This window comes from Erysipelatoclostridium sp. An15 (genome assembly GCF_002160675.1).
In the GTDB taxonomy this organism is placed as follows: Bacteria; Bacillota_I; Bacilli_A; order Erysipelotrichales; family Coprobacillaceae; genus Thomasclavelia; species Thomasclavelia merdavium.
Genome location: NZ_NFLA01000002.1, coordinates 1 through 22,281, shown reverse-complemented (window position 1 = coordinate 22,281; position 22,281 = coordinate 1). Strand labels below are relative to the sequence as shown.

The following is a 22,281-nucleotide window of genomic DNA, read 5'->3' as shown; positions in this document are numbered from 1 at the left end:
TTAATGAAGAAATCGTTTAGTTTGATAGTATTAGTGATTAAGTGATAAAATTAAGATATTAAAGGGAAAAGATGTATGTTTATGAGAAAATTCTCATTTAATTATTATGTGTTTTTAAGCAAAAACAATTAAAATTAAGTTATGATATAGATGTAAAGGAGGAAATGAGATGGAAAAATTGTTAAGGTATAAAAAACAAGTAGTTATTCTAGCTGTTTTGTTAATAGTTCTAATTGTTTTTTCAGGAATATATATTTTGAATACAACTTTAAACAATATTAACTGTTCTAAAAGTGAAGCACACATGATCGCTTTAAATCATTTTCCTGGATCAATAATATCCTCTGAAATTGAATATGATAACTTAGAAATAATATATGAAATTGCAATTCGTGACCAGAATTTAGAAGTAATAGATGTAGAAGTTAGTGCAAAAACTAGTGAAATTATCGGTTATGAATATAAGGAGTGATAAAAGTGGCAATACTAATAGTAGAAGATGAAAAAAATATGTCTAATTTATTAAAGTTAGAATTAACGCATAGCGGCTATCAATGTGATCAGGCTTTTGATGGTGAAGATGGATTAAAAAAATCATTAGAGAATGATTATGAATTAATACTTTTAGACTTGATGTTGCCAAGGATAAACGGAATAGAGCTATGTCGCCAATTACGTGAAAAAAAACAAACACCAGTAATTATGTTGACAGCACGTGATGAAGTAATGGATAAAGTAAATGGTTTGCAAGTAGGAGCAGATGATTATTTAGCTAAACCATTTGCAATGGAAGAATTGTTGGCAAGAATTAATGCTTTATTAAGACGAGTAAATATGCAAAATAAAGTTAATGAGTATGTTTATGGTCAAGTTAAAATGATTATTGATAAGCGGCAGGTTTTTTATCAAGAACATGAGGTAACTCTAACGACAACTGAATTTGATTTGTTGGCTCTATTAGTAAAAAATGGTGGTAAAGTGGTCAGTCGTAATGATATTCTTGATCAAGTTTGGGGTTATGATGGTGATGTTTCGACTAATGTTGTTGAAGTATATATTCGGTATTTGCGTAATAAAATGAAAGGTATTCCAATCGAAACAGTTCGTGGAGTAGGGTATCGTTTGGGATGAAAAAAAAGTCATTTCGATTTCAATTAATTAGCTCAACATCATTAATTATTATGAGTGTAATTGTTTTGTTTAGTTTAATTCTTGTACTTTATATGGTTTATTATTTGCTGATTGTTGGCCGTATCTATGCGATGGATGAAGATCTAGCAATTCCTATTGCAGGGGTAGTAATAGTTCTTTTACTAATTTTGTTGGTTGTAGCATTAGTCACAAGTATTATTTGTGGAGTTGTAATTAGCAAGCGTTTTTTAAAAACGGTAGAACAATTTACTAATAATATTCAAAAAATAAAAAGCGATGGTTTTGAACATCGTCTAAAAATTGAAGGAAATGATGAACTAGCAATGTTAGGACGAGAATTTAATGAGACAATTAGTTTAGCACATCAAGCATTAAAACAACAAGATCAATTTGTAAGTGATGCATCACACGAATTAAAAACACCACTTGCAATTATTAAAGGAAACATTGAAATGTTGCAGCGCTGGGGTAAAGATGACCCGGAAATTCTAAATAATGGTTTAGAGGTTGCTCATAGTGAAGTTGAACGTTTAGCGCAATTATGTAATGAATTATTACATTTAACAAGAGAGATGAAGATTCAATGTGATAATCCAATTGAAGTAGGACCAATTGTTGAAGAAATTGTAAATAATTTTAAAGAAATGCATCCAGAATTTGAGTATGTAATTACAGTAAATTCAACTGATCAAGTTTGGATGCAACCAGAGCATTTGAAACAATTATTAATTATTTTGATAGATAATGCAATTAAATATGCACGAGATGATTCTAAAAAAATTGAAATATCTTATGATTCATTAAAATTTAAAGTAAAAGATTACGGCATTGGAATAGATACTGATAAAATTGAATATATATTTGATCGTTTTTATCGGGCCGATGAATCAAGAGCCCAAAATAATAACAATTTTGGATTAGGACTGGCAATTGCTAAAAGAGTTTGTAGCAGTTATGGGTATTCATTAGAAGTTGCCAGTACGATAAATGAATATACTGAATTTACAATAACATTTATAAGGAGTAGTGAATGATATGAAAAAATTAGCAAGTTTAGTTTTATTAGGATTAGTATTAGTAGGATGTAGTAATAGCGGTAGTGGTGATGTTATGACGATGGAAGAAGCCCAAAAAATAGCTTTAGAAGAAGTAGATGGTGAAGTTATTAAATCAAGCAAAGATCGTGATGATGGAAGAACATATTATGAGTTTGAAATTGTAACTGATAGTGAAAAATATGATTTAGAAATAGATGGTGAAAGTGGTGATATTGTTAAAAAAGAAAAAGATGATGATTATGTAGCTAATCAAAACACAACTAATAATCAAACTAATCAAACAACTATTACCGAAGACGAGGCTAAGAAGATAGCTACAGATCGAATTGGTGGTAGTGGTGAATTTGTTAGATGTGAATTAGATAATGATGACGGTGTTTTAAAATATGAAATTGAAGTGATTAAAGATAACACTGAATATGATATAGATGTTGATGCCACAACTGGTGAAATTACAAAATACGAAGAAGATCGACGTTAAACTATCCAGATAATTGGATAGTTTTTCTTTTTGTTTAATTGTTGATAAAATAAACTGTTTATTATATAATAGTTTAAAATTAAACTATTCGAGGTGAAAGAATGAAAACATTTAGTCTAACTATTTATTCATACATATTGAAATATTATAATAGTTTATTTGATGATTTGATAAAGGAGTATCAAATATCTCAAATTGAAATTGATATCTTAGCTTTTTTAGCAAATAATCCTGAATATCATTATGCTCAAGAAATTGTTGATGTTCGTGGTATTTCTAAAGCTCATGTTTCCATTGCGGTTGAAAAATTAGTAAAACGAGGTTTTTTAAATCGCGAAACGGATCCTAAAAATAGAAGATGTAATATTTTAAAAATTACTGATGAAGCAAGTGAATTGATTACTAAAATTCAAGATGTTCAAAGTTATTATACTAAACAAGTTTACCAGGGAATGAGTAAAGAAGATAAAGAAAATTTTAACTACTATTTAAGTAAAATGTATCAAAATATAGGAGGGAAAATTAATGAATGAACGACTAGAAAATGAAAAAATATCAACATTATTAATTTCGTTAGCTATCCCATCAATATTAGCTCAGTTAACAACTTTAATTTATAATCTAGTTGATCGAATTTATATTGGCAGATTACCCAATAGTTCATTAGCAATTGCTGGAATTGGTTTATGTACTTCAATTATTACAATAATTACAGCAGTTACTAATTTATTTGGCCGTGGTGGGGCACCATTAGCTTCCATTCGCTTAGGTGAAAAAAATACTGAAGAAGCACAAAAAATTTTAGGGAATTGTTTTAAAAGTTTAATGATTACATCAATTATCATTATTGTGATTTTAAATCTATTTGGTACCCAGATTTTAATGTTGTTTGGGGCAAGTGAAAATACACTGGACTATGCTTTACAATATTTACGAATTTATAGCTGGGGAACTATTTTTGCGCAATTAAGTGTGGGATTAAATTATTTTATTAATGCCCAGGGTTTTGCTAAATATGGTATGTTCACTTTATTATTAGGTGGTATATTAAATATTATTTTAGATCCGGTATTTATTTTTCTTTTTGATATGGGGGTTGCAGGAGCAGCTGTTGCCACTGTTATTTCACAATTTGTATCTTGTTTATGGGTTTTTGGTTTCTTCTTTGGTAAAAAAACTATGTTAAGATTAACGAAAAAATCACTAAAATATGACTTGAATGTCATGAAAAGAGTGTTTGGATTAGGACTATCACCATTTTTTATGAGTTCTACAGAAGGTATTTTACAAGTTTCATTTAACCGCCAATTATTATTTTATGGTGGTGATATTGCTGTTAGTGCGATGACAATTATGATGTCAATGTCACAAATACTATCACTGCCAATGGAAGGAATTGCCCAAGCTACGCAACCGATTATTAGTTATAATTATGGCGCAGGTAAATATGATCGAGTTAAAAAAACAATTTCGCTAGCTTTAAAGGCAGCATTAACGTATTCAATTGTTGGTGTTTTATTAATGGAATTATTCCCAAGTTTATTTGTTCAATTGTTTGCTAACGACCCGGAATTGGTTGAACTAGCAAGTTGGATGTTAAGAGTATATGTTTTTGGTTTTATTATTATGGGTGCTAATTCAACTTTCCAACAAACTTATACATCATTAGGATTTGGTAAAAGATCATTTTTCTTTGCTTTTTATCGAAAGATAATTTTATTGATTCCATTAATTTATTTCTTACCTAATGTTATTTCTAATGGAGTTTTAGCAGTAATGCTTGCAGAACCAATTTCTGATTTATTAACTACTATTACTAATAGTTTTTCATTTAAGTCATTTATAAAAAAGCATTTACAAACTACTGATTAGTATAAAATTATATTAGGGTAGTATGCAAGATCATATAGCTGTTAACTAAGTTAACAGCTATTATTATATATTTAGATACTTTTTTAGGTAAAAGATGCTGTAAAGGTAATATTTTAATAATTAATAATAAAAATATACTTGCATAATAATAATTTATCATTTATACTTAAAAACGTAATCATAAATGATAAGGGGGAATAAATATGATTAATACAGGCGACACAGGATTTATATTGATTTGTGCAGCATTAGTATTATTAATGACACCTGGTTTAGCTTTCTTCTATGGGGGTATGGTTAGAAGAAAAAATGTTGTTAATACAATGATGACATCAATATTTGTAATCGGTATTGCAATGGTAATGTGGGTATTATTTGGATATTCACTAGCATTTGGCAACGATCACTTTGGAATTATTGGTGATTTAAGCTTTTTGGGGTTAAATGGCATTGGTTTGCAGCCCGGTAGTTATGCAAATTCTATTCCTAGTTTAGAATATGCTGCTTTTCAAATGATGTTTGCAATTATTACACCAGCATTGATAACTGGAGCAGTTGCTGGAAGAATGAAATTTAAAGCATTATTTATCTTTATTATCGCTTGGTCAACAATAGTCTATTATCCAATGGCCCATATGGTTTGGGGACTTGGTGGCTTTTTGGCAGAAATAGGTTCAGTAGATTTTGCTGGTGGTAATGTTGTCCATATTAGTTCAGGAGTAAGTGCTTTAATCTTATGTATTGTTTTAGGTAAACGTAAAGATTATGATCATGCTAAATATCGTATCCATAATATTCCATTTGTAGTATTAGGCGCTAGTTTATTGTTATTTGGATGGTTTGGTTTTAATGCCGGAAGTGCTTTAAAAGCTAACGGACTTGCAGTTCATGCTTTTATGACTACTGCAGTTTCAGCAGCTGCTGGAATGTTATCTTGGATGGCTATGGACGTATGGATGAACAAAAAACCAACTCTTGTTGGTAGTGTTACTGGATTAATAGTTGGTCTAGTAGCTATTACACCAGGAGCCGGTTATGTTCCTATCTGGTCAGCGATTATTATTGGTTTAGTTGGTAGTCCGATTTGCTATTTGATGATATCTAAAGGTAAAAAACGTTTTGGCTACGATGATGCATTAGATGCATTTGGATGTCATGGAATTGGTGGTATCTGGGGCGGAATTGCTACAGGATTATTTGCTCAAACATCAATTAACAGTGTAGCAAGATGGAATGGATTATTTTTTGGTGATACCCAATTATTAGTAGCTCAAATTATTAGTATTTTAGTAACTATTTTAGTAGCTGTTGCTGGAACACTTATTTGTATTGCTATTGTTCGTTTATTTACTACTTTAAGAGTAGAAAAACGAGAAGAACAAATTGGTTTGGATATTTCTCAACATAATGAAACTGCATATCCATCATTTAATGGATTGGATTAGGAGGTGTTCATATGATTAAAATAGAAGCATATATTCGTGAAGAAAAGTTTGAAGATGTCAAAGAAGCACTATCACAAATTGAAGTCCATGGAATAACGGTTTATCAAGTAATGGGATGTGGAATCCAAAAAGGGTATACTGAAATTGTTCGTGGTAATGAAATAGAAGTAAATATGTTACCAAAAATTAAATTTGAAATAATTGTTAGTGATGAAAACTGGGAAGCTAAAACCATTGCAGCAATTAAAAAAGCTGCATTTACAGGTAATCCTGGTGATGGAAAAATTATTAGCTATAACTTAAAGAGTGCTTTAAGAATAAGAACTGGAGAAACTGGCAGTGATGCTATTAATTAAAAGTCAGCTATGGCTGGCTTTTAATATGTGCTATTTTATGATATTTGTTTAGATTTTTTTAAGTAACTGATTTATAGCTCTTTTTGTGATAAAATTATAATTAATATAGAAAGAAGGGATGAGAAGATGTTTAATGTAAAGAACTTTTGGGATAATGATGATGTTTCGATAATTGATAGTAAAGGACCTTTTTCAGTTATTGAGTATCAAAAAGATTTAAGTGTGACACCGCAAAACGCTCAGATGGCTTATTTTGCGGATAAGATGAATGTTAGAAAAAGACAGGTAATTTGTCGTGTTGCTCAAAGTAATATTACTATCCAGGCTGGAGCAATGCAGTGGATGGTAGGGGAAGTAAATGCAACTACTGGCATTAAAGGTGTTGGTGATTTATTTTCTAAAGCTGTTAGGGGGAAAGTTACTGGTGAATCAGCTATTAAACCAGAATATACTGGTAATGGGTTATTAATACTAGAGCCAACTTATAAACATATTTTATTGATTGATACTAATGAATGGGAGCAATCAATTGTTTTAGATGATGGTTTATTTTTAGCTTGCGAATCATCATTACAACATAAAGCAGTAGCTCGTTCTAATATATCATCTACTGTAGCTGGAAATGAAGGCCTTTTTAATTTAGGAATTTTTGGTAGTGGAATAATTTGTTTAGAATCTAAATGTCCAAGAGAAGAATTAATTGAAGTGACTTTAAATAATGACGTTTTAAAAATAGATGGAAACATGGCGATAGCTTGGAGCGGCACTCTAGATTTTACAGTAGAAAGATCAGGAAAAACATTAATCGGTTCTGCTGCTTCAGGAGAAGGCTTAGTTAACGTTTATCGTGGGAGTGGCAAAGTGTTATTGGCGCCAGTTGGTGATGAAGCTATGTTCTGGCGAACAACTGAGTAGTAATATATAGATTGGGATTAATATTAATCTCAGTCTTTTATTTTTTGAGTTAAATCATTATAATATAATTAAAATGTAAGGAGGAATTTATGTTAGCTAGGTTACATGTTGTAATATCAAGTGAACAAGATAAAGATTATCAACAAGTTAAAAAGAAATTATTAGATATTAATCCTGATTTTTCAATCTCACCTAATCGACCATATCAGCCAATAAAAGATCATAGTGAATTTTATATTACAGTGGATTTAAAGCCTGAAGAAGTTCAACCATTATTAGATCAGCTTAATAATGATTGGAATGGCGAAATGGATGATTGTGATTGTTATGGTTTTAATACTAAGATGTTTGATGAATTAGTATATTGTTTAGAGTTTACGTATTTTAATGATTAAGTTGAAGGACAATCGTTTTAGCGGTTGTCCTTTAAAAACAAACAGGTTTTTATTTTAAAAGTAAATTGTGTATAATGAAGTAGGGAGGTGGGAGTCGTGACAAAAAGAAAAGAAAATAGTGAAGTCGATATTTTGTATAATTTACTTACATATATTAACGCTTCATATAGTCAAGATATGTATTATACAATTTGTTATCAGGTTTTAAATAATATTGAAAAAATTCCTGATATATCGATTAATGAATTAGCTGATTTGTGTTATACTTCGCCAGCAACGATTTCAAGATTTTGTAAAGCATTGAAATGTGATAATTTTGCGGATTTTAAAAAAGAAGTTCAAGATGGACTGCGGCAAGCTAGCCATGAAATAAAAATGGAACCTGAAGATTTAGTAGCTATTCATCAAAATCCACAAAAATGTGTAGATCTTGTTTATGGGTTGACAATTGATTCATTGATTGAAAGTAAAAAATATATTGATATTCATGAAATAGATCGATTATGTGATATTATTTATGATGCAAAAAAGTTACATTTTTTTGGCTTTCAGTTTAATAAAATTTTAGCTTCTGATATTCAATTTAAATTAGTTAAACTAGGTAAATTTTCATATGCTTTTGCTGATCGTGGTGATGATAGTCAGCGAATTGAATTGCTTGATGAAGATAGTGTTGCCATTGTATTATCTGTTCGAGCACGGGTTCATCCAATCGGTGATTTAATTACATCAATAAAAAATCGAGGTGCTAAAGTAATTTTGGTTACTTTAAATCCTGATAGTGAAGTTATAAAGCAGGCAGATAAGACATTTATTGTTCATGGAAAAGAGAGTGATTTTACAGAGTCATCAATTTCAGGAACAACTGTTTTAAAAACTTTTTTTGATGTTTTATATGTAAGGTATGGATTGTTATATCCAAGAAGATAGGAGGATTTTTATGTATAGTTTTACAAATGATTATAGTGAAGGAGCTCATCCAAAAATAATGGAAGCCTTAATTAAAACAAATTTAGAGCAATGCGATGGTTATGGTTTAGATAAATATTGCAAGGAAGCAACAATGTTATTAAAAAAACAATTACAAAATGATAACGTTGATGTTCATTATCTAGTTGGGGGAACCCAAACTAATGCTATTTTAATTTCATCGGCTTTAAAACCTTATCAGGCTGTTATTGCTGTTGATAGCGGGCATATTAATGTTCATGAAACAGGGGCAATTGAAGCTACTGGACATAAAGTATTAACAGTTCCTCATAAAAATGGAAAATTAACACCAGATATGATTGTTGATATTTTAAATCAACATCCAGATGAACATATGGTACAACCTAAGATGGTTTATATTTCTCAATCAACTGAATATGGTTCTGTATATTATCTTGATGAATTAAAAGCAATCTATAAAACTTGTCAAGAACATCAGTTATACTTATTTGTTGATGGGGCTCGACTTGGAAGTGCTTTGGCAATAGAAAATACGCCTTCATTAGCCAATTTAGCTAAATATAGCGATGCCTTTTATATAGGCGGTACCAAAATGGGAGCTTTATTTGGTGAATGTTTAGTAATTATTAATGATGATTTAAAACCAGATTTTCGTTATAATATTAAACAAAAAGGAGCAATGTTAGCTAAAGGCAGATTGCTAGGAGTGCAATTTAAAGAACTTTTTAGTAATAATCTTTATTTAGAAATTGGGCAATATGAAAATAAAATGGCTGATTTATTACGAGCTGGGTTAAAGAATTTTAAAATGTATGTTGATTCACCTACTAATCAGTTGTTTCCAATTGTAAATGATAAACTAATTAAAGAGTTAGAAAAGGATTTTAGTTTTAATATTATGGATAAAATCGATGATGATCATCACTGTATCCGCCTAGTTACATCTTGGGCAACACCACAAGAAGCAGTTGAAAATTTTGTTGAAAAAATAAATCAAGAATTTGTTGATTAATCGATTAAAACTTGTAATGATTGTTAATAAGTAATATAATAATTGTAGGATTGTTCCTATATAAAAATAATACGAGGAGAAATTAATATGAACAAAGCTGAATTAATCGAAGCGATTGCTTCAAGTACAGAAATGACAAAAACAGATGTTGATAAAGTAATTACTTCATTTGTTGATGTAGTAACTGATGCTTTAACTAAAGGTGAAAAAGTATCATTAAAAGGTTTCGGTAATTTTGAAGTACGTGAAAGAGGAGAAAGAACTGGTCGTAATCCAAGAACTGGTGAACCAATGACTATTGCAGCTAGTAAAGCACCAGCTTTTAAACCTAGTACGGCTTTAAAAAACGCTGTAAATAAATAAGTTTTCTAAAATGGTCTATTAGGCCATTTTTTTGTATTATTTGTGATTTAGTAATGTGAAAATAAATGAAGGTGAAATAATGTATAAGTATGAAAAAATAGAGCATAATCATAATTTACCAACAAAATTACATGATTTTTATTTTGAAAATTTTAATGGTAAAGCCATTGGAAAACATTGTCATCAAAGCGTTGAAATATTAGTACCTTTATATGGTAATTTTGATTTATGGATCGATGGTGATATTAAAACAATAACTGCTGGAAAACTATGTGATTAACTCTAAGATAATACATGAAATTCAACCTGATTTTATGCAAGAGTATTACAAAGGTTATACATTGCAGATAGATTATGATTATTTAAAGAAGTGTTATCGAGATATTGATAAAATATATTTTAGACAGCCTGATGATTATATAAATAAAATTATTTTAGAAAAAATATTAGAGATTATCAGATTTTATAATACAGATAGCCATGATGATGATATTAGAATTAATAGTTATATTAAAATGCTTGTTTTTTTGTTACTGGAAAATTTAAGTTGTAAAAAAAGAAATGTTATCGAAACTAAACATAAAAATATGATTGTTGAAATATTGAGATTTATCGATGAAAATGATGATGAATGTTTAACAGTATCAAAGATTAGTCAAAAATTTAATATTTCTGAAGGTTATGTGCGTAAATTATTTAAAGAAAATTTAAATATGACATTAAAGCAGTATATAAATCAGGCAACTTTTAATCATATTAAATCTTCTAAAAGCAAAAGTGCTTAATAAAAAAGATTTCTCTTATAAAATGAAAGAGAAATCTTTTTGACTATAAATATTTTTAATAAAGTATTAGTTATTTTTTATCACTGTTACTTTCAATAAACTTAACATCAATTTGATAATTACCTTCAATGCCTGGAATAGCATTTAAATATTTTTTTATAGTATCTTGAGTCTTAGTAGCTGCTTGAGACAATAGACCATTTTCAATGGCTTCAGCTTCAACAGCTTCTTTTTGACTAGTTGCGAAAGTTGCATAATCATTGACAGAAATAGGATTAAAAATATTACGTGATTCATCATAAACTTCAATACTGCTTTCATCAATTTCATTACTTAAGATTTCTATATCAGGGATGGAAACAGTAATATTGTCATTAGAAACATCTACTTTGATTTTATCCATTTTGATTCCAGCTTTTAATTGTCCATCATATGTAATTAAAAAACTTTTTTGTGTTAATGGAATATCCCAGCCATTAAATTGTAAACTATTAGAGAATTCACCAACTTTAGTATAGTTATATGATAAAGTGGCTAATTCTTCAATATCTTGAAGTTGTTGAGTGATTCCAGTTGAAGTGATTTCTGGTTCATCACTATTACTTGCAAATCTAGTTCCTGCAAAAAAGATCAATGCACAAACTATGAAAATGGCAATTAAACCACCAATTGCTTTTTTTGTTTTACCTAACATATCTAAAATTTTCATCATATCACCTACACTTTTGGATTATAACATAATTCGACAGAAGTTACGATAAAAAAAAGCCGTTAGGCTTTTTTATTCAACAATTGTTCCATAAACTTCACGACCACATCCAGCAGCGTTTGATTCATCAGTATCAATATGCATTGCAAGGGCATAGCTATCACTTACACGACATACTACATCACCAAAAGTTAATGAACGTCCTTCAGTTTCGATTTTTACACTAACAACATCTTTATCTTTAACCCCAAATTCCTTGGCATCTGCAGGTGTCATATGGATATGACGTTTTGCGGCAATTACACCACAAGGAATTTCAACTTCACCAGCTGGTCCAATAATTTTACATCCAGCAGTTCCTTCGATATCTCCAGATTCTCTAATTAAAGCATTAAAACCTAAAGAACGAGCATCAGTTAATGAAATTTCAACTTGAGTAGCATTTCTTGTTGGACCTAAAACTGACATCTTTTGTTCCCCTTTTGGACCAACTACTGTAACTTTTTCTGCACAAGCAAATTGCCCTGGTTGAGATAAATCTTTTTTGTTTGTTAATTGGTAACCTTTACCAAATAATGTTTCAAGATCGCTGTTTGATAAATGAACATGTCTTGCTGAAGTTTCTACGATAAATTTTTTTGCCATAGTTAATTCTCCTTTTTCTTTATTATATATTACTCTTTTTAATGTTATTTTCAAGAAGTTAGTAGAAAAAGGGTGAAAAATTTAAAAAAAATTAAATTTTTTTAAATAGAAAAATTTATTAAATTAGTAAAAAATAATTATTAACAGTGCTAAAAAATAGTTGTTTTGCAATAAAAATGGCATAAAATAACGCTAAAATACGATAAAATTAGGAAATTCCTAAAAATAACACCTATCTTTACACTTTAATCGAAATAGTGTATTATGAGGCTACAAAAAAAGGGGGAACCGATATGAACGAAAATAGAAATCTTGGCTTATATGACAAATCTTTTGAACATGATAATTGTGGTATTGGTGCTGTTGTCAACATAAAAGGAGTAAAGACGCATATAACAGTAAGTAATGCCTTGAAAATCGTTGAACAATTAGAACATCGTGCCGGTAAGGACGCTTTAGGGGAAACTGGTGATGGTGTTGGAATTTTAACTCAAGTACCATATAGTTATTTTAAGAAAACTATTAAAGATTTTTCCTTACCATTAGAAGGATGCTATGGTGTGGGAATGCTTTTTTTACCAATAGAAGAACATTTACGTAATCGAGTTAAAAGAATGTTAGAAACAATTGTGAAAAAAGAAGGAATGGAATTTTTAGGTTGGCGAAAGGTGCCGACAGTTCCTGAGGTATTAGGTAAAAAAGCTTTAGAAGCAATGCCTTCAATTTGGCAATGTTTTATAAAGAAACCAGAAGATGTCGCTAAAGGAATTTCTTTTGATCGTAAGCTTTATCAAGTAAGAAGAATATTTGAACAAAGTAATTTTGATAATACTTACGTATGTTCTTTTTCATCACGAACAATTGTATATAAAGGAATGTTTTTAGTTGGTCAATTACGTTCATTTTTTGTTGATTTACAAGATGAAGAATATAAAAGTGCTATTGCATTAGTTCATTCGCGTTTTTCAACAAATACCATGCCATCATGGCAAAGAGCCCATCCTAATCGTTTTATAGTTCATAATGGTGAAATTAATACCATCAAGGGAAATGCTAATAACATGCTTTGCCGTGAAGAAATTATGGAAACAGATTTATTAGATACTAATAAGGTGTATCCAGTAGTAGATGTTGATGGTTCTGATTCAGCTATGTTAGACAATACTTTAGAATTTTTAGTAATGTCTGGGATGGAATTACCACGAGCAGTTATGATGTGTATTCCAGAACCGTTTGAAAATGACAAAAGCATGTCACAAGCAAAGAAAGATTTTTATGAATATAATTCTACTTTAATGGAACCATGGGATGGTCCAGCTTCAATCTTGTTTAGTGATGGTGAAGTAATGGGGGCAGTTTTAGATCGTAATGGACTAAGACCATCACGCTACTATATTACTAAAGATGATTATTTAGTATTATCATCAGAAGTCGGAGCTTTGGATATACCACCTGAAGATATCGTAGTAAAAGATCGACTTCGTCCTGGAAAAATGTTATTAGTAGATACTAAAGCTGGTAAGTTAATTGAAGATAATGATTTAAAAGAAAGTTATGCTCATAAACAACCATATGGTGAATGGCTTGAAAGCAATTTAATTAAACTAAAAGATATGCGTATTCCTAATGCTCGTGTAGAACGTTATCAAGGTGATGAATTGACCAAACTACAAAAAATATATGGTTATAGTTATGAAGATGTAAATACTTATATTAAAAAGATGGCTTTAAATGGTAGTGAAGAAGTTGTGGCAATGGGTAATGATGGACCATTAGCGGTATTATCAAAACAACATCCACCATTATTTAACTATTTTAAACAATTATTTGCTCAGGTTACCAATCCACCAATTGATGCGATTAGAGAAGAAATTATTACTTCAACATCACTTTGCATTGGTAGTGAAGGAAATATCTTAAATGATAATGAGCAAAATTGTCGTTTACTTAAAATTGAAAATCCAATTTTAAGTAATACTGATTTATTGAAAATAAAGAATATTAAAAAAGATGGTTTTAAAGTTGCCGTATTATCAATTTTATATTATAAAAATACTTCACTTGAAAAAGCTTTAGATAAATTGTTTGTTGAAGCGGACAAAGCTTATCATGGTGGTGCTAATATTTTGATTTTATCTGATCGTGGCGTTGATGAAAATCATGTTCCAATTCCTTCATTATTAGCAGTAGCTGCTATGAATGAACATTTAGTAAATACTAAAAAGAGAATGTCTGTGGCTTTGATTATTGAATCAGCAGAACCAAGAGAAGTTCATCATTATGCTACGTTGATTGGATATGGAGCTAGTGCTGTTAATGGTTACTTGGCTCAAGATACTATTTTTGAATTAATTGATGAAGGTTTATTGGATAAAGACTATTATGCAGCTGTTGATGATTATAATGAGGGAATTTTACATGGTATTGTTAAAATTGCTTCTAAAATGGGAATTTCAACGATTCAATCATATCGCGGTTCTCAAAATTTTGAAGCAATTGGACTAGCAAAAGAATTTGTTGATAAATATTTCCCAAAAACAGTTTCTCGAATTGAAGGAAAAACAATTAAGGATATTGAAGATGATGTTGATTATCGTCATAGTCGTGTTTATGATCCATTAGGACTTGGGGTTGATATTACACTAGATAGTCGCGGTGATCATAAAGAACGTAGTGGAAAAGAAGAACATTTATATAATCCACAAACGATCCATAAACTACAATTAGCAACGCGTAAAGGTGATTATCAATTATTCAAAGAATATTCAGCTATGATCGATGAAGAAGGAAAAGATTTAAATTTACGAGGATTATTGCAGTTTAAAAAGACTAAATCAATTCCTATTGATGAAGTTGAAAGTGTTGAAAAAATTGTTCAGCGTTTTAAAACAGGAGCAATGTCTTATGGTTCAATTTCTAAAGAAGCTCATGAAACAATGGCAATTGCAATGAATCGCTTAAAAGGGAAGTCAAATAGTGGTGAAGGTGGCGAAGATCCTAGTCGTTTTATTCCTGATGAAAATGGTGATAGTAAATGTTCAGCAATTAAGCAGGTTGCTTCAGGACGTTTTGGGGTAACTTCAGAATATTTATGTTCAGCTAAAGAAATTCAAATTAAAATGGCTCAAGGAGCTAAACCAGGTGAAGGAGGTCAATTGCCAGCTGGAAAAGTTTATCCATGGATTGCTAAAACACGTCATAGTACGCCAGGCGTTGGTTTGATTTCACCTCCACCGCATCATGATATTTATTCTATTGAAGATTTAGCACAATTAATTTATGACTTGAAAAACGCTAATCAAGATGCTCGAATTTCAGTTAAACTTGTTTCAGAAGCTGGAGTTGGAACTGTAGCTGCTGGTGTTGCTAAAGCTGGTGCTGGAGTTATATTGATTTCTGGTTATGATGGTGGTACTGGAGCAGCACCAAGAAATTCAGTTTATAATGCCGGTTTACCTTGGGAATTAGGTCTTGCTGAAGCTCATCAAACATTAATTATGAATGATCTTCGAGGACGCGTAGTTTTAGAAACTGATGGTAAATTAATGACTGGTCGTGATTTGGCTATCGCTACATTATTAGGTGCTGAAGAATATGGTTTTGCAACAGCACCGTTAGTAACGATGGGATGTGTCATGATGAGAGTTTGTAACTTAGATACTTGTCCAGTAGGCGTTGCTACTCAAAATCCAATTTTAAGAAAAAGATTTACCGGTAAACCTGAATATGTAGAAAACTTTATGCGCTTTGTAGCTCAAGAGTTAAGAGAATATATGGCGATGCTTGGTTTTAGAACAATTGACGAAATGGTAGGACGTAGTGATTTATTAGAATTAAGACCTGATGTTAAAAATGTTGATTTATCAAAGATTATCAATAATCCATTTGTTAATTCAAAAGAAACTCATCATAATCCAAAAAATAATTATGACTTTAAACTAAATGAAGTTAAAGATACAACTATCTTATTAAAACAATTTAAACAAGCATTAGAAAATAATCAAAAAGCGCAAATAGATATTGAAGTATCAAATATCGATCGTACTTTAGGAACATTATTTGGATCAGAAATTACCAAAAAATATAATAATAAATTAGATGATGATACCTTTACTGTTAACTGTTATGGTTCAGGTGGTCAAAGCTTTGGAGCTTTTATCCCTAAAGGATTAACTTTATCATTACATGGTGATAGTAATGATTATTTTGGAAAAGGTCTATCAGGTGGAAAATTAGTAGTAGTACCACCAGATAATTCTAATTTTAATGCTGAAGAAAATATTATTGTTGGTAATGTTGCTTTGTATGGTGCAACATCAGGACAAGCGTATATCAATGGTATTGCAGGAGAACGTTTTGCTGTACGTAATTCTGGAGCAACAGCAGTTGTTGAAGGAGTAGGTGATCATGGCCTTGAATATATGACAGGTGGTTTAGTTGTTGTTTTAGGTAAAACAGGTCGTAACTTTGCTGCTGGAATGTCAGGAGGAATTGCCTATGTATATGATCCTGATAATCGTTTATATTCACGAATCAACAAGGAACTAGTTATGTATAGTGCAGTAACTAGTAAATATGATGAAGAGCAGTTACGAAAATTGATTTCAAAACATTATGAACATACTAAATCAGCGGTTGCTAAAAGAATCTTAGATAACTTTGGTCAAGAAGTTACCTTGTTTAAAAAAGTTGTACCTCATGATTATAAACGGATGATTGAATTAATAAAATATTATGAAAAGCAAGGTTTATCAAATGAACAAGCTAAAATAGAAGCTTTTAATGAAGTTAGAAAGGAGGCGTAAACATGGGAAAACCAACTGGATTTTTAGAAATAGAACGTAAGGTAAGTGAGGAAGTAGAACCTCAAAAGCGAATTTCAAATTTTAAAGAATTTCATATTCATTTAAATAAAGACCAACAAGCCTGTCAAGGAGCACGATGCATGGATTGTGGTGTACCATTTTGTCAATCAGGTAAAATGCTTGAGGGGATGGTTTCTGGTTGTCCGTTAAATAATTTGATACCAGAATGGAATGATCTGGTTTATCACAATAATTATAAACAGGCTTTATCTAGATTGTTGAAAACTAATAATTTTCCAGAATTTACTTCTCGTGTTTGCCCGGCTTTATGTGAAGCAGCTTGTACTTGTGGTTTAAATGGTGAGCCAGTAACAGTCAAAGAAAATGAGCATGGTATCATTGAAGATGCATATGAAAAAGGTTTAATCAAACCATGTCCACCAAAACAAAGAATCGATAAAAGAATTGCAATAATTGGTTCTGGGCCAGCAGGATTAGCTGCTGCTGATCAGCTAAATAAACGTGGTTATCAAGTTACTGTATATGAACGAGATGATCGTATTGGCGGTTTATTAATGTATGGAATTCCTAATATGAAGCTAGAAAAAGATGTTATTGACTGTCGAGTAGCAATAATGAAAGCTGAAGGGGTTACTTTTAAAACTAATTGTGGTATTGAAACTAAAGAACAGGTAAAAGAGCTGTTGAATCAATATGATCGTGTAATTTTAGCGTGTGGCTCAAGAAAAGCTCGTAATATTGACGTACCTGGTCGCCAAGGTAAAGGAATATATTATGCCGTTGATTATTTAACGATGGTAACAAAATCATTATTAAATAGTGATTTAAAAGATCAAAAATATGTAAATACTAAAGATAAAAATGTGTTAGTTATTGGTGGTGGTGATACTGGTAATGACTGTGTAGCCACAGCGATTCGTTTAGGATGTAAAAGTGTTATGCAATTAGAAATGATGCCAGAATTACCTGAAATCCGTAGTGAAGATAATCCATGGCCACAATGGCCACGAATTAAAAAGACTGATTATGGTCAAGAAGAAGCAATTGCCATTTTTGGTCATGATCCTCGTTGTTATCAAACAACAGTCAAAGAGTTTATCTTAGATAAAAAAGGTAACGTTAAACAGGCAATATTGATATCATTAGAACCAAAAGAAAATAAAGAAACTAAACGTGTAGAAATGGTACCAGTAAGTGGCAGCGAAAAAACTATTGATGTAGACTTAGTATTAATAGCGGCAGGATTTATTGGCTGTGAAGATCATGTAGCTAAAGCTTTTGGTATAAAAGTAGCGCCACGAGGAAATGTATTAAGTGATCAAAATTATCAAACTAATATTAAAAGCTTATATGTTGCAGGTGATATGCGACGCGGACAATCTTTAGTAGTCTGGGCTATTAAAGAAGGTCGTGAAGTAGCTCGTAGTGTTGATATTGATTTAATGGGATATAGTAATTTATAAAAGATTCGCATATATTATGTTTGACTGTTGACTATATTTTGTCAACAGTCTTTTTGTAACACAATAAAACCCCCAGCTAGGCTGGGGGTGTATAAAAGCTTTAGTGGAGTGATAATGAAAAACCTCCATGTTATAATATACTTGCGGCTACCAACTGCAAATAAAATAACACGGAGGAATGACAAATGAATAAACAATATTCAGATGACTTACATAGTTTATCACACACAAAATGGAGATGCAAATATCATGTAGTATTTGCACCAAAATATAGTATTTCAGGATTTATGGGATTTCTAAAAGGGAAAAGTAGCCAAATCATATTTGAAAGATGGGCGAATGCAAGATATAAGTATAGACATCGAGAATTTTGGTGCCGAGGATATTATGTAGATACAGTGGGGAAAAATACAAAAAAAATTAGGGAGTATATCTCAAATCAGTTGAAAGAGGATCAAGAAGGGGAACAACTAACTCTGGATTTTGAAGACCCTTTTAAGGGTAAATAACGACAAGGTGCATGCGGTAGCCGTAAGGCATAAGGAGTGTCTTCAGACATGCGCTTTGGGAGCAGGACTATGCCCGCATAAGTAAAACCACCGGCTAGGCCGGTGGATATTTATTTTGAAAAATAATTATTATGATTATAAATGTACAGTTTTTATTTATAAAATTTGACTTGATTAACCATTAGACACAGCCATGCGATCAAGTTTAGATAAATCCAAAATTAATAAAAATTTGTTGAAAATTATAAAATAGATAAGAAAAATAATAGTAAGTTTATATTATGATAATTAGTGAATATAGCTGTAATTTTCAATTCAATGACTTTTAAAATTGGTTATGATACAATAATAACATAATAATAAAATTACTGTTGGAGGGATAAGCATGAAGCGAATAAGTACTGGAACTGAAAATTTTAAAGAGTTAATAGATAATAATTATTATTATGTAGATAAAACAATGCTTATTGAAGATGTAATATCTGATAAAGTAATGATGTATAACAGACCGAGAAGATTTGGAAAGACATTGAATCTAAGCATGCTTTATTATTTCTTTTCAAATCAGGAAAAAGAAAACAGTTATTTATTTAAAGGATTGAATATATCAAAAGATAAAGAAATCCTAAAACATCAAAATCAGTATCCGGTTATCTTTTTGACTTTAAAAGATATGAATAATAATAATTTTAAATCACAAATATATAAGTTTTCATCAATTATATCAGGCATCATAAATAAATATATAGATAGGATTATTGATAGTCCATTATTGAATTATAGAGATAAAAGCTGGCTGGAAAAATATTATAATGTAAATGCAAATCTCGACGAAATTAAAGAAGCACTATATAATATAAGTATAATTTTAAATAAATATTATAGAAAAAAAGTAATAATATTAATTGATGAATATAATGTACCATTACAAAGTGCTTATAATCATGGTTATTATGATGAAATGGTAGATTTTTTAAGAAGTGTCTTTTCATCAGCTTTAAAAACCAATGATGCCCTGGAAAGAGGGGTATTGACTGGATGTCTTAGAATATCAAAAGAAAGCATCTTTACCGGTCTTAATAATTTTATAGTTAGAAATATTACTGATAGAGAAGCATCAGATTGTTTTGGTTTTACCCAGGAAGAAATCGATAAATTATTAGATTATTATGATCTTATCGATAAACGAAATGAGATAAAAGACTGGTATGATGGTTATTTATTTGGTGAAACAGAAATCTATAATCCCTGGAGTGCTTTAAATTATATCAAAAAAGTTTTATCAGATAATCAATATCAAGCGATATCCTTCTGGGCCAATACCAGCAGCAATGATCTAGTAAAACAGTATATTGAAAACAGTACGATTACAATGAAAGAAGAGTTTGAAGAACTGATCAATGGAAAAAGCATCATCAAAAAGATCGTACCGGAACTAACGTATCGGGAAATGAGTTTTAAAAATTCAATGAATGATGATATCTACAGTTTTCTATTGTTTACCGGATATTTAAAAATCAAAGAAAAAGTATATGAAAATAATGAACTGGTAGAAGATACCTATAAACTGGTCATTCCCAATAAAGAAGTAAAAAAGATTTATGAAAATATCTTTATGAAATGGTTTGAAGGATATCAAAGAGAAAATCGAAATGAGTTTATAAATAAACTACTTGATGGCAAAGAGAAGGATGCACAAAAGATTTTGAATCAGGTTTTAAAAAGTAGTATTAGCTACTATGATAATTATGAAAGTTTTTATCATGGATTTATGGTAGGATTTTTAAATGTGGATGGCTATGAGGTTAAATCAAATCGAGAAAGTGGAGAAGGGAGATTTGATTTAGCAATATTGCCAATGGATATTGATGATCAAGCGATTATTATTGAATGCAAGCATTCAAGCAGTATTAAAGAGCTAAGGAAAGATAGCAAAGAGGCAAGTAATCAGATTATAGAAAAACGATATATTGAAGGATTAGTTGATGAAGGATATGAAAATGTAATTGGCTATGGAATATCTTTTTATAAAAAACAATGTATAATTACCAAGGCATAAACAATTATTAAGACAATTCATGATCAAATGAATTGTCTTTTTGTATGCCGGGCATGGCATATATCTAGGTGGTGAAAGTCCACTGTGGGGGTGATGTCGCAACTGCCAACCACTAGCCAATATCAAGGGTGTCCACCGTGAGGTGGAATCTGAAAGAAGATGGAGGCAAAACTCCGGTCCGAGGAACACGAATCATATCAGGCATATAGCGGGGATGAGTGTGCAAAACAACACGAAGTCATAAGATATAAAAGTCAAGATAATTTGACCAATTTGTTGCAATTAAGTGTTCTCAGTTTTTTTAGGATTTAATTTATCTTTGATTCGATAAGATGGACCTGTGATATTAAATAAATATGAATAATGAAGAATCCTGTCTAATATGGCTTTAGTTATCATTTCATCATTTCCTAATATCTGTGGCCATTTATCAAATGAAATATTGCTTGTAAAAATAGTAGATCGTTTAGTATATCTTAAATCAATCAATTGAAAAAATAATTTAGCTTCCAGTGGTGTTATTTCATTAAATCCAACTTCATCAATGACTAGCAGCTTATACTTATAAAAGAGTCTTAGTTTTCTTTCTAATGTCCCCTCATTATATGCCTGTCTTAGTATATTGATTAATTTATTAAATTTAATAAAATATACACTATTTCTTCTTATAGCTACTGTATATGCAATTGCTATTGCCAAATGTGTTTTTCCAGTACCAGGGTTACCTACAAATACGATATTTGTAGCATTTTCATAAAAATCCGATTCAATAATGGATCTTATTTTTTCTTCTTTTATACCTGGCTGAAAATTAAAATCATAATCATCAACTTTTCTTAGAAAAGGAAATGCTGCTACTTTTACATTATAAAGTCTGTTATTCTCCTCTTTAGCTATCACTTCCTTATTCAGTATCTTATGCATTACATGCAGTTCTTCTTCAGCTATTTCATTATTCATTACTAATGAATTTAAATATGAATATGCTGATTTCAGTTTTAAATAATTCAATTGTTCCAGTACATCATTAGTCATTGTCATAAATTATATTCTCCAGTTCTTTTAATATTATTTGATTGCTTTCTTTAACTGCCTGCTTATCTGTTTTCTTATAATAAAGTTCATGTTCTTCTTTTATATTAAATTTATTATTAGTAATAGGATGTTTTTCAATAATTTTTCCGTTATAATATATAAGAAGTTCTTTGTTTTGGACCGCTAGTCCGACACGTTTTCCAATATATTCTTGTGGTAGGGAATATTTATTGTATTTATACTGGAATAG

General features: G+C 30.4%; 22 protein-coding genes and 1 pseudogene. 19 read left to right on the top strand and 4 right to left on the bottom strand.

What is annotated here, in order from left to right:
• Window positions 1-169: 169 nt before the first annotated feature.
• The 15 genes from B5E92_RS01140 to B5E92_RS01070 all read left to right on the top strand — a co-directional run bounded on the left by B5E92_RS01140 (window position 170) and on the right by B5E92_RS01070 (window position 10,785).
• Window positions 170-472 carry a PepSY domain-containing protein gene (locus tag B5E92_RS01140; RefSeq protein ID WP_087298584.1) on the top strand — a complete coding sequence of 101 codons (303 nt, stop codon included), beginning with the start codon at window positions 170-172 and terminating at the stop codon, window positions 470-472.
• Window positions 473-477: 5 nt separating this feature from the next.
• Window positions 478-1,131 carry a response regulator transcription factor gene (locus B5E92_RS01135; protein ID WP_087298583.1) on the top strand — a complete coding sequence of 218 codons (654 nt, stop codon included), beginning with the start codon at window positions 478-480 and terminating at the stop codon, window positions 1,129-1,131.
• The gene (locus B5E92_RS01130; RefSeq protein ID WP_087298582.1) at window positions 1,128-2,186 is read left to right on the top strand and encodes a cell wall metabolism sensor histidine kinase WalK; all 1,059 of its coding nucleotides are present in this window, start codon (window positions 1,128-1,130) and stop codon (window positions 2,184-2,186) included. The genes B5E92_RS01135 and B5E92_RS01130 overlap by 4 nt, the downstream gene beginning before the upstream one ends.
• Before the next feature lies 1 nt (window position 2,187).
• Entirely contained in the window at window positions 2,188-2,691 is a 504-nt protein-coding gene (locus tag B5E92_RS01125) for a PepSY domain-containing protein (protein ID WP_087298581.1), read from the top strand.
• 101 nt (window positions 2,692-2,792) lie between these two features.
• Window positions 2,793-3,224 carry a MarR family winged helix-turn-helix transcriptional regulator gene (locus tag B5E92_RS01120; protein WP_087298580.1) on the top strand — a complete coding sequence of 144 codons (432 nt, stop codon included), beginning with the start codon at window positions 2,793-2,795 and terminating at the stop codon, window positions 3,222-3,224.
• Window positions 3,217-4,563 (top strand): MATE family efflux transporter, encoded by a 1,347-nt coding sequence (locus B5E92_RS01115; RefSeq protein WP_087298579.1) that lies wholly within the window; start codon window positions 3,217-3,219, stop codon window positions 4,561-4,563. The genes B5E92_RS01120 and B5E92_RS01115 overlap by 8 nt, the downstream gene beginning before the upstream one ends.
• A 203-nt stretch (window positions 4,564-4,766) precedes the next feature.
• Entirely contained in the window at window positions 4,767-6,008 is a 1,242-nt protein-coding gene (locus tag B5E92_RS01110; protein WP_087298578.1) for an ammonium transporter, read from the top strand.
• Window positions 6,009-6,019: 11 nt separating this feature from the next.
• Complete coding sequence (locus tag B5E92_RS01105) at window positions 6,020-6,364, top strand: P-II family nitrogen regulator (protein WP_087298577.1); 345 nt, start codon at window positions 6,020-6,022, stop codon at window positions 6,362-6,364.
• Between the two features lie 126 nt (window positions 6,365-6,490).
• Complete coding sequence (locus tag B5E92_RS01100; RefSeq protein WP_087298576.1) at window positions 6,491-7,279, top strand: AIM24 family protein; 789 nt, start codon at window positions 6,491-6,493, stop codon at window positions 7,277-7,279.
• Window positions 7,280-7,368: 89 nt separating this feature from the next.
• Window positions 7,369-7,674 carry a hypothetical protein gene (locus tag B5E92_RS01095; protein WP_087298575.1) on the top strand — a complete coding sequence of 102 codons (306 nt, stop codon included), beginning with the start codon at window positions 7,369-7,371 and terminating at the stop codon, window positions 7,672-7,674.
• 96 nt (window positions 7,675-7,770) lie between these two features.
• Complete coding sequence (locus tag B5E92_RS01090; RefSeq protein ID WP_087298574.1) at window positions 7,771-8,604, top strand: MurR/RpiR family transcriptional regulator; 834 nt, start codon at window positions 7,771-7,773, stop codon at window positions 8,602-8,604.
• A 10-nt stretch (window positions 8,605-8,614) separates the two neighbouring features.
• On the top strand, window positions 8,615-9,637 hold the full coding sequence (locus B5E92_RS01085) for a low specificity L-threonine aldolase (protein ID WP_087298573.1): 1,023 nt from the start codon (window positions 8,615-8,617) through the stop codon (window positions 9,635-9,637).
• 87 nt (window positions 9,638-9,724) lie between these two features.
• Window positions 9,725-10,000, top strand: coding sequence for an HU family DNA-binding protein (locus B5E92_RS01080; RefSeq protein ID WP_087298572.1), 276 nt, complete (start codon window positions 9,725-9,727; stop codon window positions 9,998-10,000).
• A gap of 79 nt (window positions 10,001-10,079) precedes the next feature.
• The gene (locus B5E92_RS01075; protein ID WP_087298571.1) at window positions 10,080-10,280 is read left to right on the top strand and encodes a hypothetical protein; all 201 of its coding nucleotides are present in this window, start codon (window positions 10,080-10,082) and stop codon (window positions 10,278-10,280) included.
• Window positions 10,273-10,785, top strand: coding sequence for an AraC family transcriptional regulator (locus B5E92_RS01070; protein ID WP_087298570.1), 513 nt, complete (start codon window positions 10,273-10,275; stop codon window positions 10,783-10,785). Before B5E92_RS01075 ends, B5E92_RS01070 begins: the two co-directional genes overlap by 8 nt.
• Window positions 10,786-10,855: 70 nt before the next feature.
• Here B5E92_RS01070 and B5E92_RS01065 read toward each other — a convergent pair whose 3' ends face one another.
• Window positions 10,856-11,494: a DUF4230 domain-containing protein gene (locus tag B5E92_RS01065; protein WP_087298569.1), complete on the bottom strand. Its 639-nt coding sequence runs from the start codon at window positions 11,492-11,494 to the stop codon at window positions 10,856-10,858.
• A 72-nt stretch (window positions 11,495-11,566) separates the two neighbouring features.
• On the bottom strand, window positions 11,567-12,139 hold the full coding sequence (pduL, locus tag B5E92_RS01060; protein WP_087298568.1) for a phosphate propanoyltransferase: 573 nt from the start codon (window positions 12,137-12,139) through the stop codon (window positions 11,567-11,569).
• A 293-nt stretch (window positions 12,140-12,432) separates the two neighbouring features.
• Here pduL and gltB point away from each other — a divergent pair, with 293 nt between their 5' ends.
• The 4 genes from gltB to B5E92_RS01040 all read left to right on the top strand — a co-directional run bounded on the left by gltB (window position 12,433) and on the right by B5E92_RS01040 (window position 20,996).
• The gene (gene gltB, locus B5E92_RS01055; RefSeq protein ID WP_087298567.1) at window positions 12,433-16,944 is read left to right on the top strand and encodes a glutamate synthase large subunit; all 4,512 of its coding nucleotides are present in this window, start codon (window positions 12,433-12,435) and stop codon (window positions 16,942-16,944) included.
• A 2-nt stretch (window positions 16,945-16,946) separates the two neighbouring features.
• Entirely contained in the window at window positions 16,947-18,428 is a 1,482-nt protein-coding gene (locus B5E92_RS01050) for a glutamate synthase subunit beta (protein ID WP_087298566.1), read from the top strand.
• 185 nt (window positions 18,429-18,613) lie between these two features.
• Entirely contained in the window at window positions 18,614-18,937 is a 324-nt protein-coding gene (gene tnpA, locus B5E92_RS01045) for an IS200/IS605 family transposase (RefSeq protein ID WP_087298565.1), read from the top strand.
• 385 nt (window positions 18,938-19,322) lie between these two features.
• Window positions 19,323-20,996 carry an AAA family ATPase gene (locus tag B5E92_RS01040; RefSeq protein ID WP_087298564.1) on the top strand — a complete coding sequence of 558 codons (1,674 nt, stop codon included), beginning with the start codon at window positions 19,323-19,325 and terminating at the stop codon, window positions 20,994-20,996.
• Between the two features lie 282 nt (window positions 20,997-21,278).
• Here the strand turns inward: B5E92_RS01040 and istB are convergent, their stop codons facing one another.
• Entirely contained in the window at window positions 21,279-22,037 is a 759-nt protein-coding gene (gene istB / locus B5E92_RS01035) for an IS21-like element helper ATPase IstB (RefSeq protein WP_087285701.1), read from the bottom strand.
• Window positions 22,024-22,281 (bottom strand): annotated as a pseudogene (locus B5E92_RS15445) (hypothetical protein); the annotation flags it as partial. The gene istB and the pseudogene B5E92_RS15445, both read right to left, overlap by 14 nt.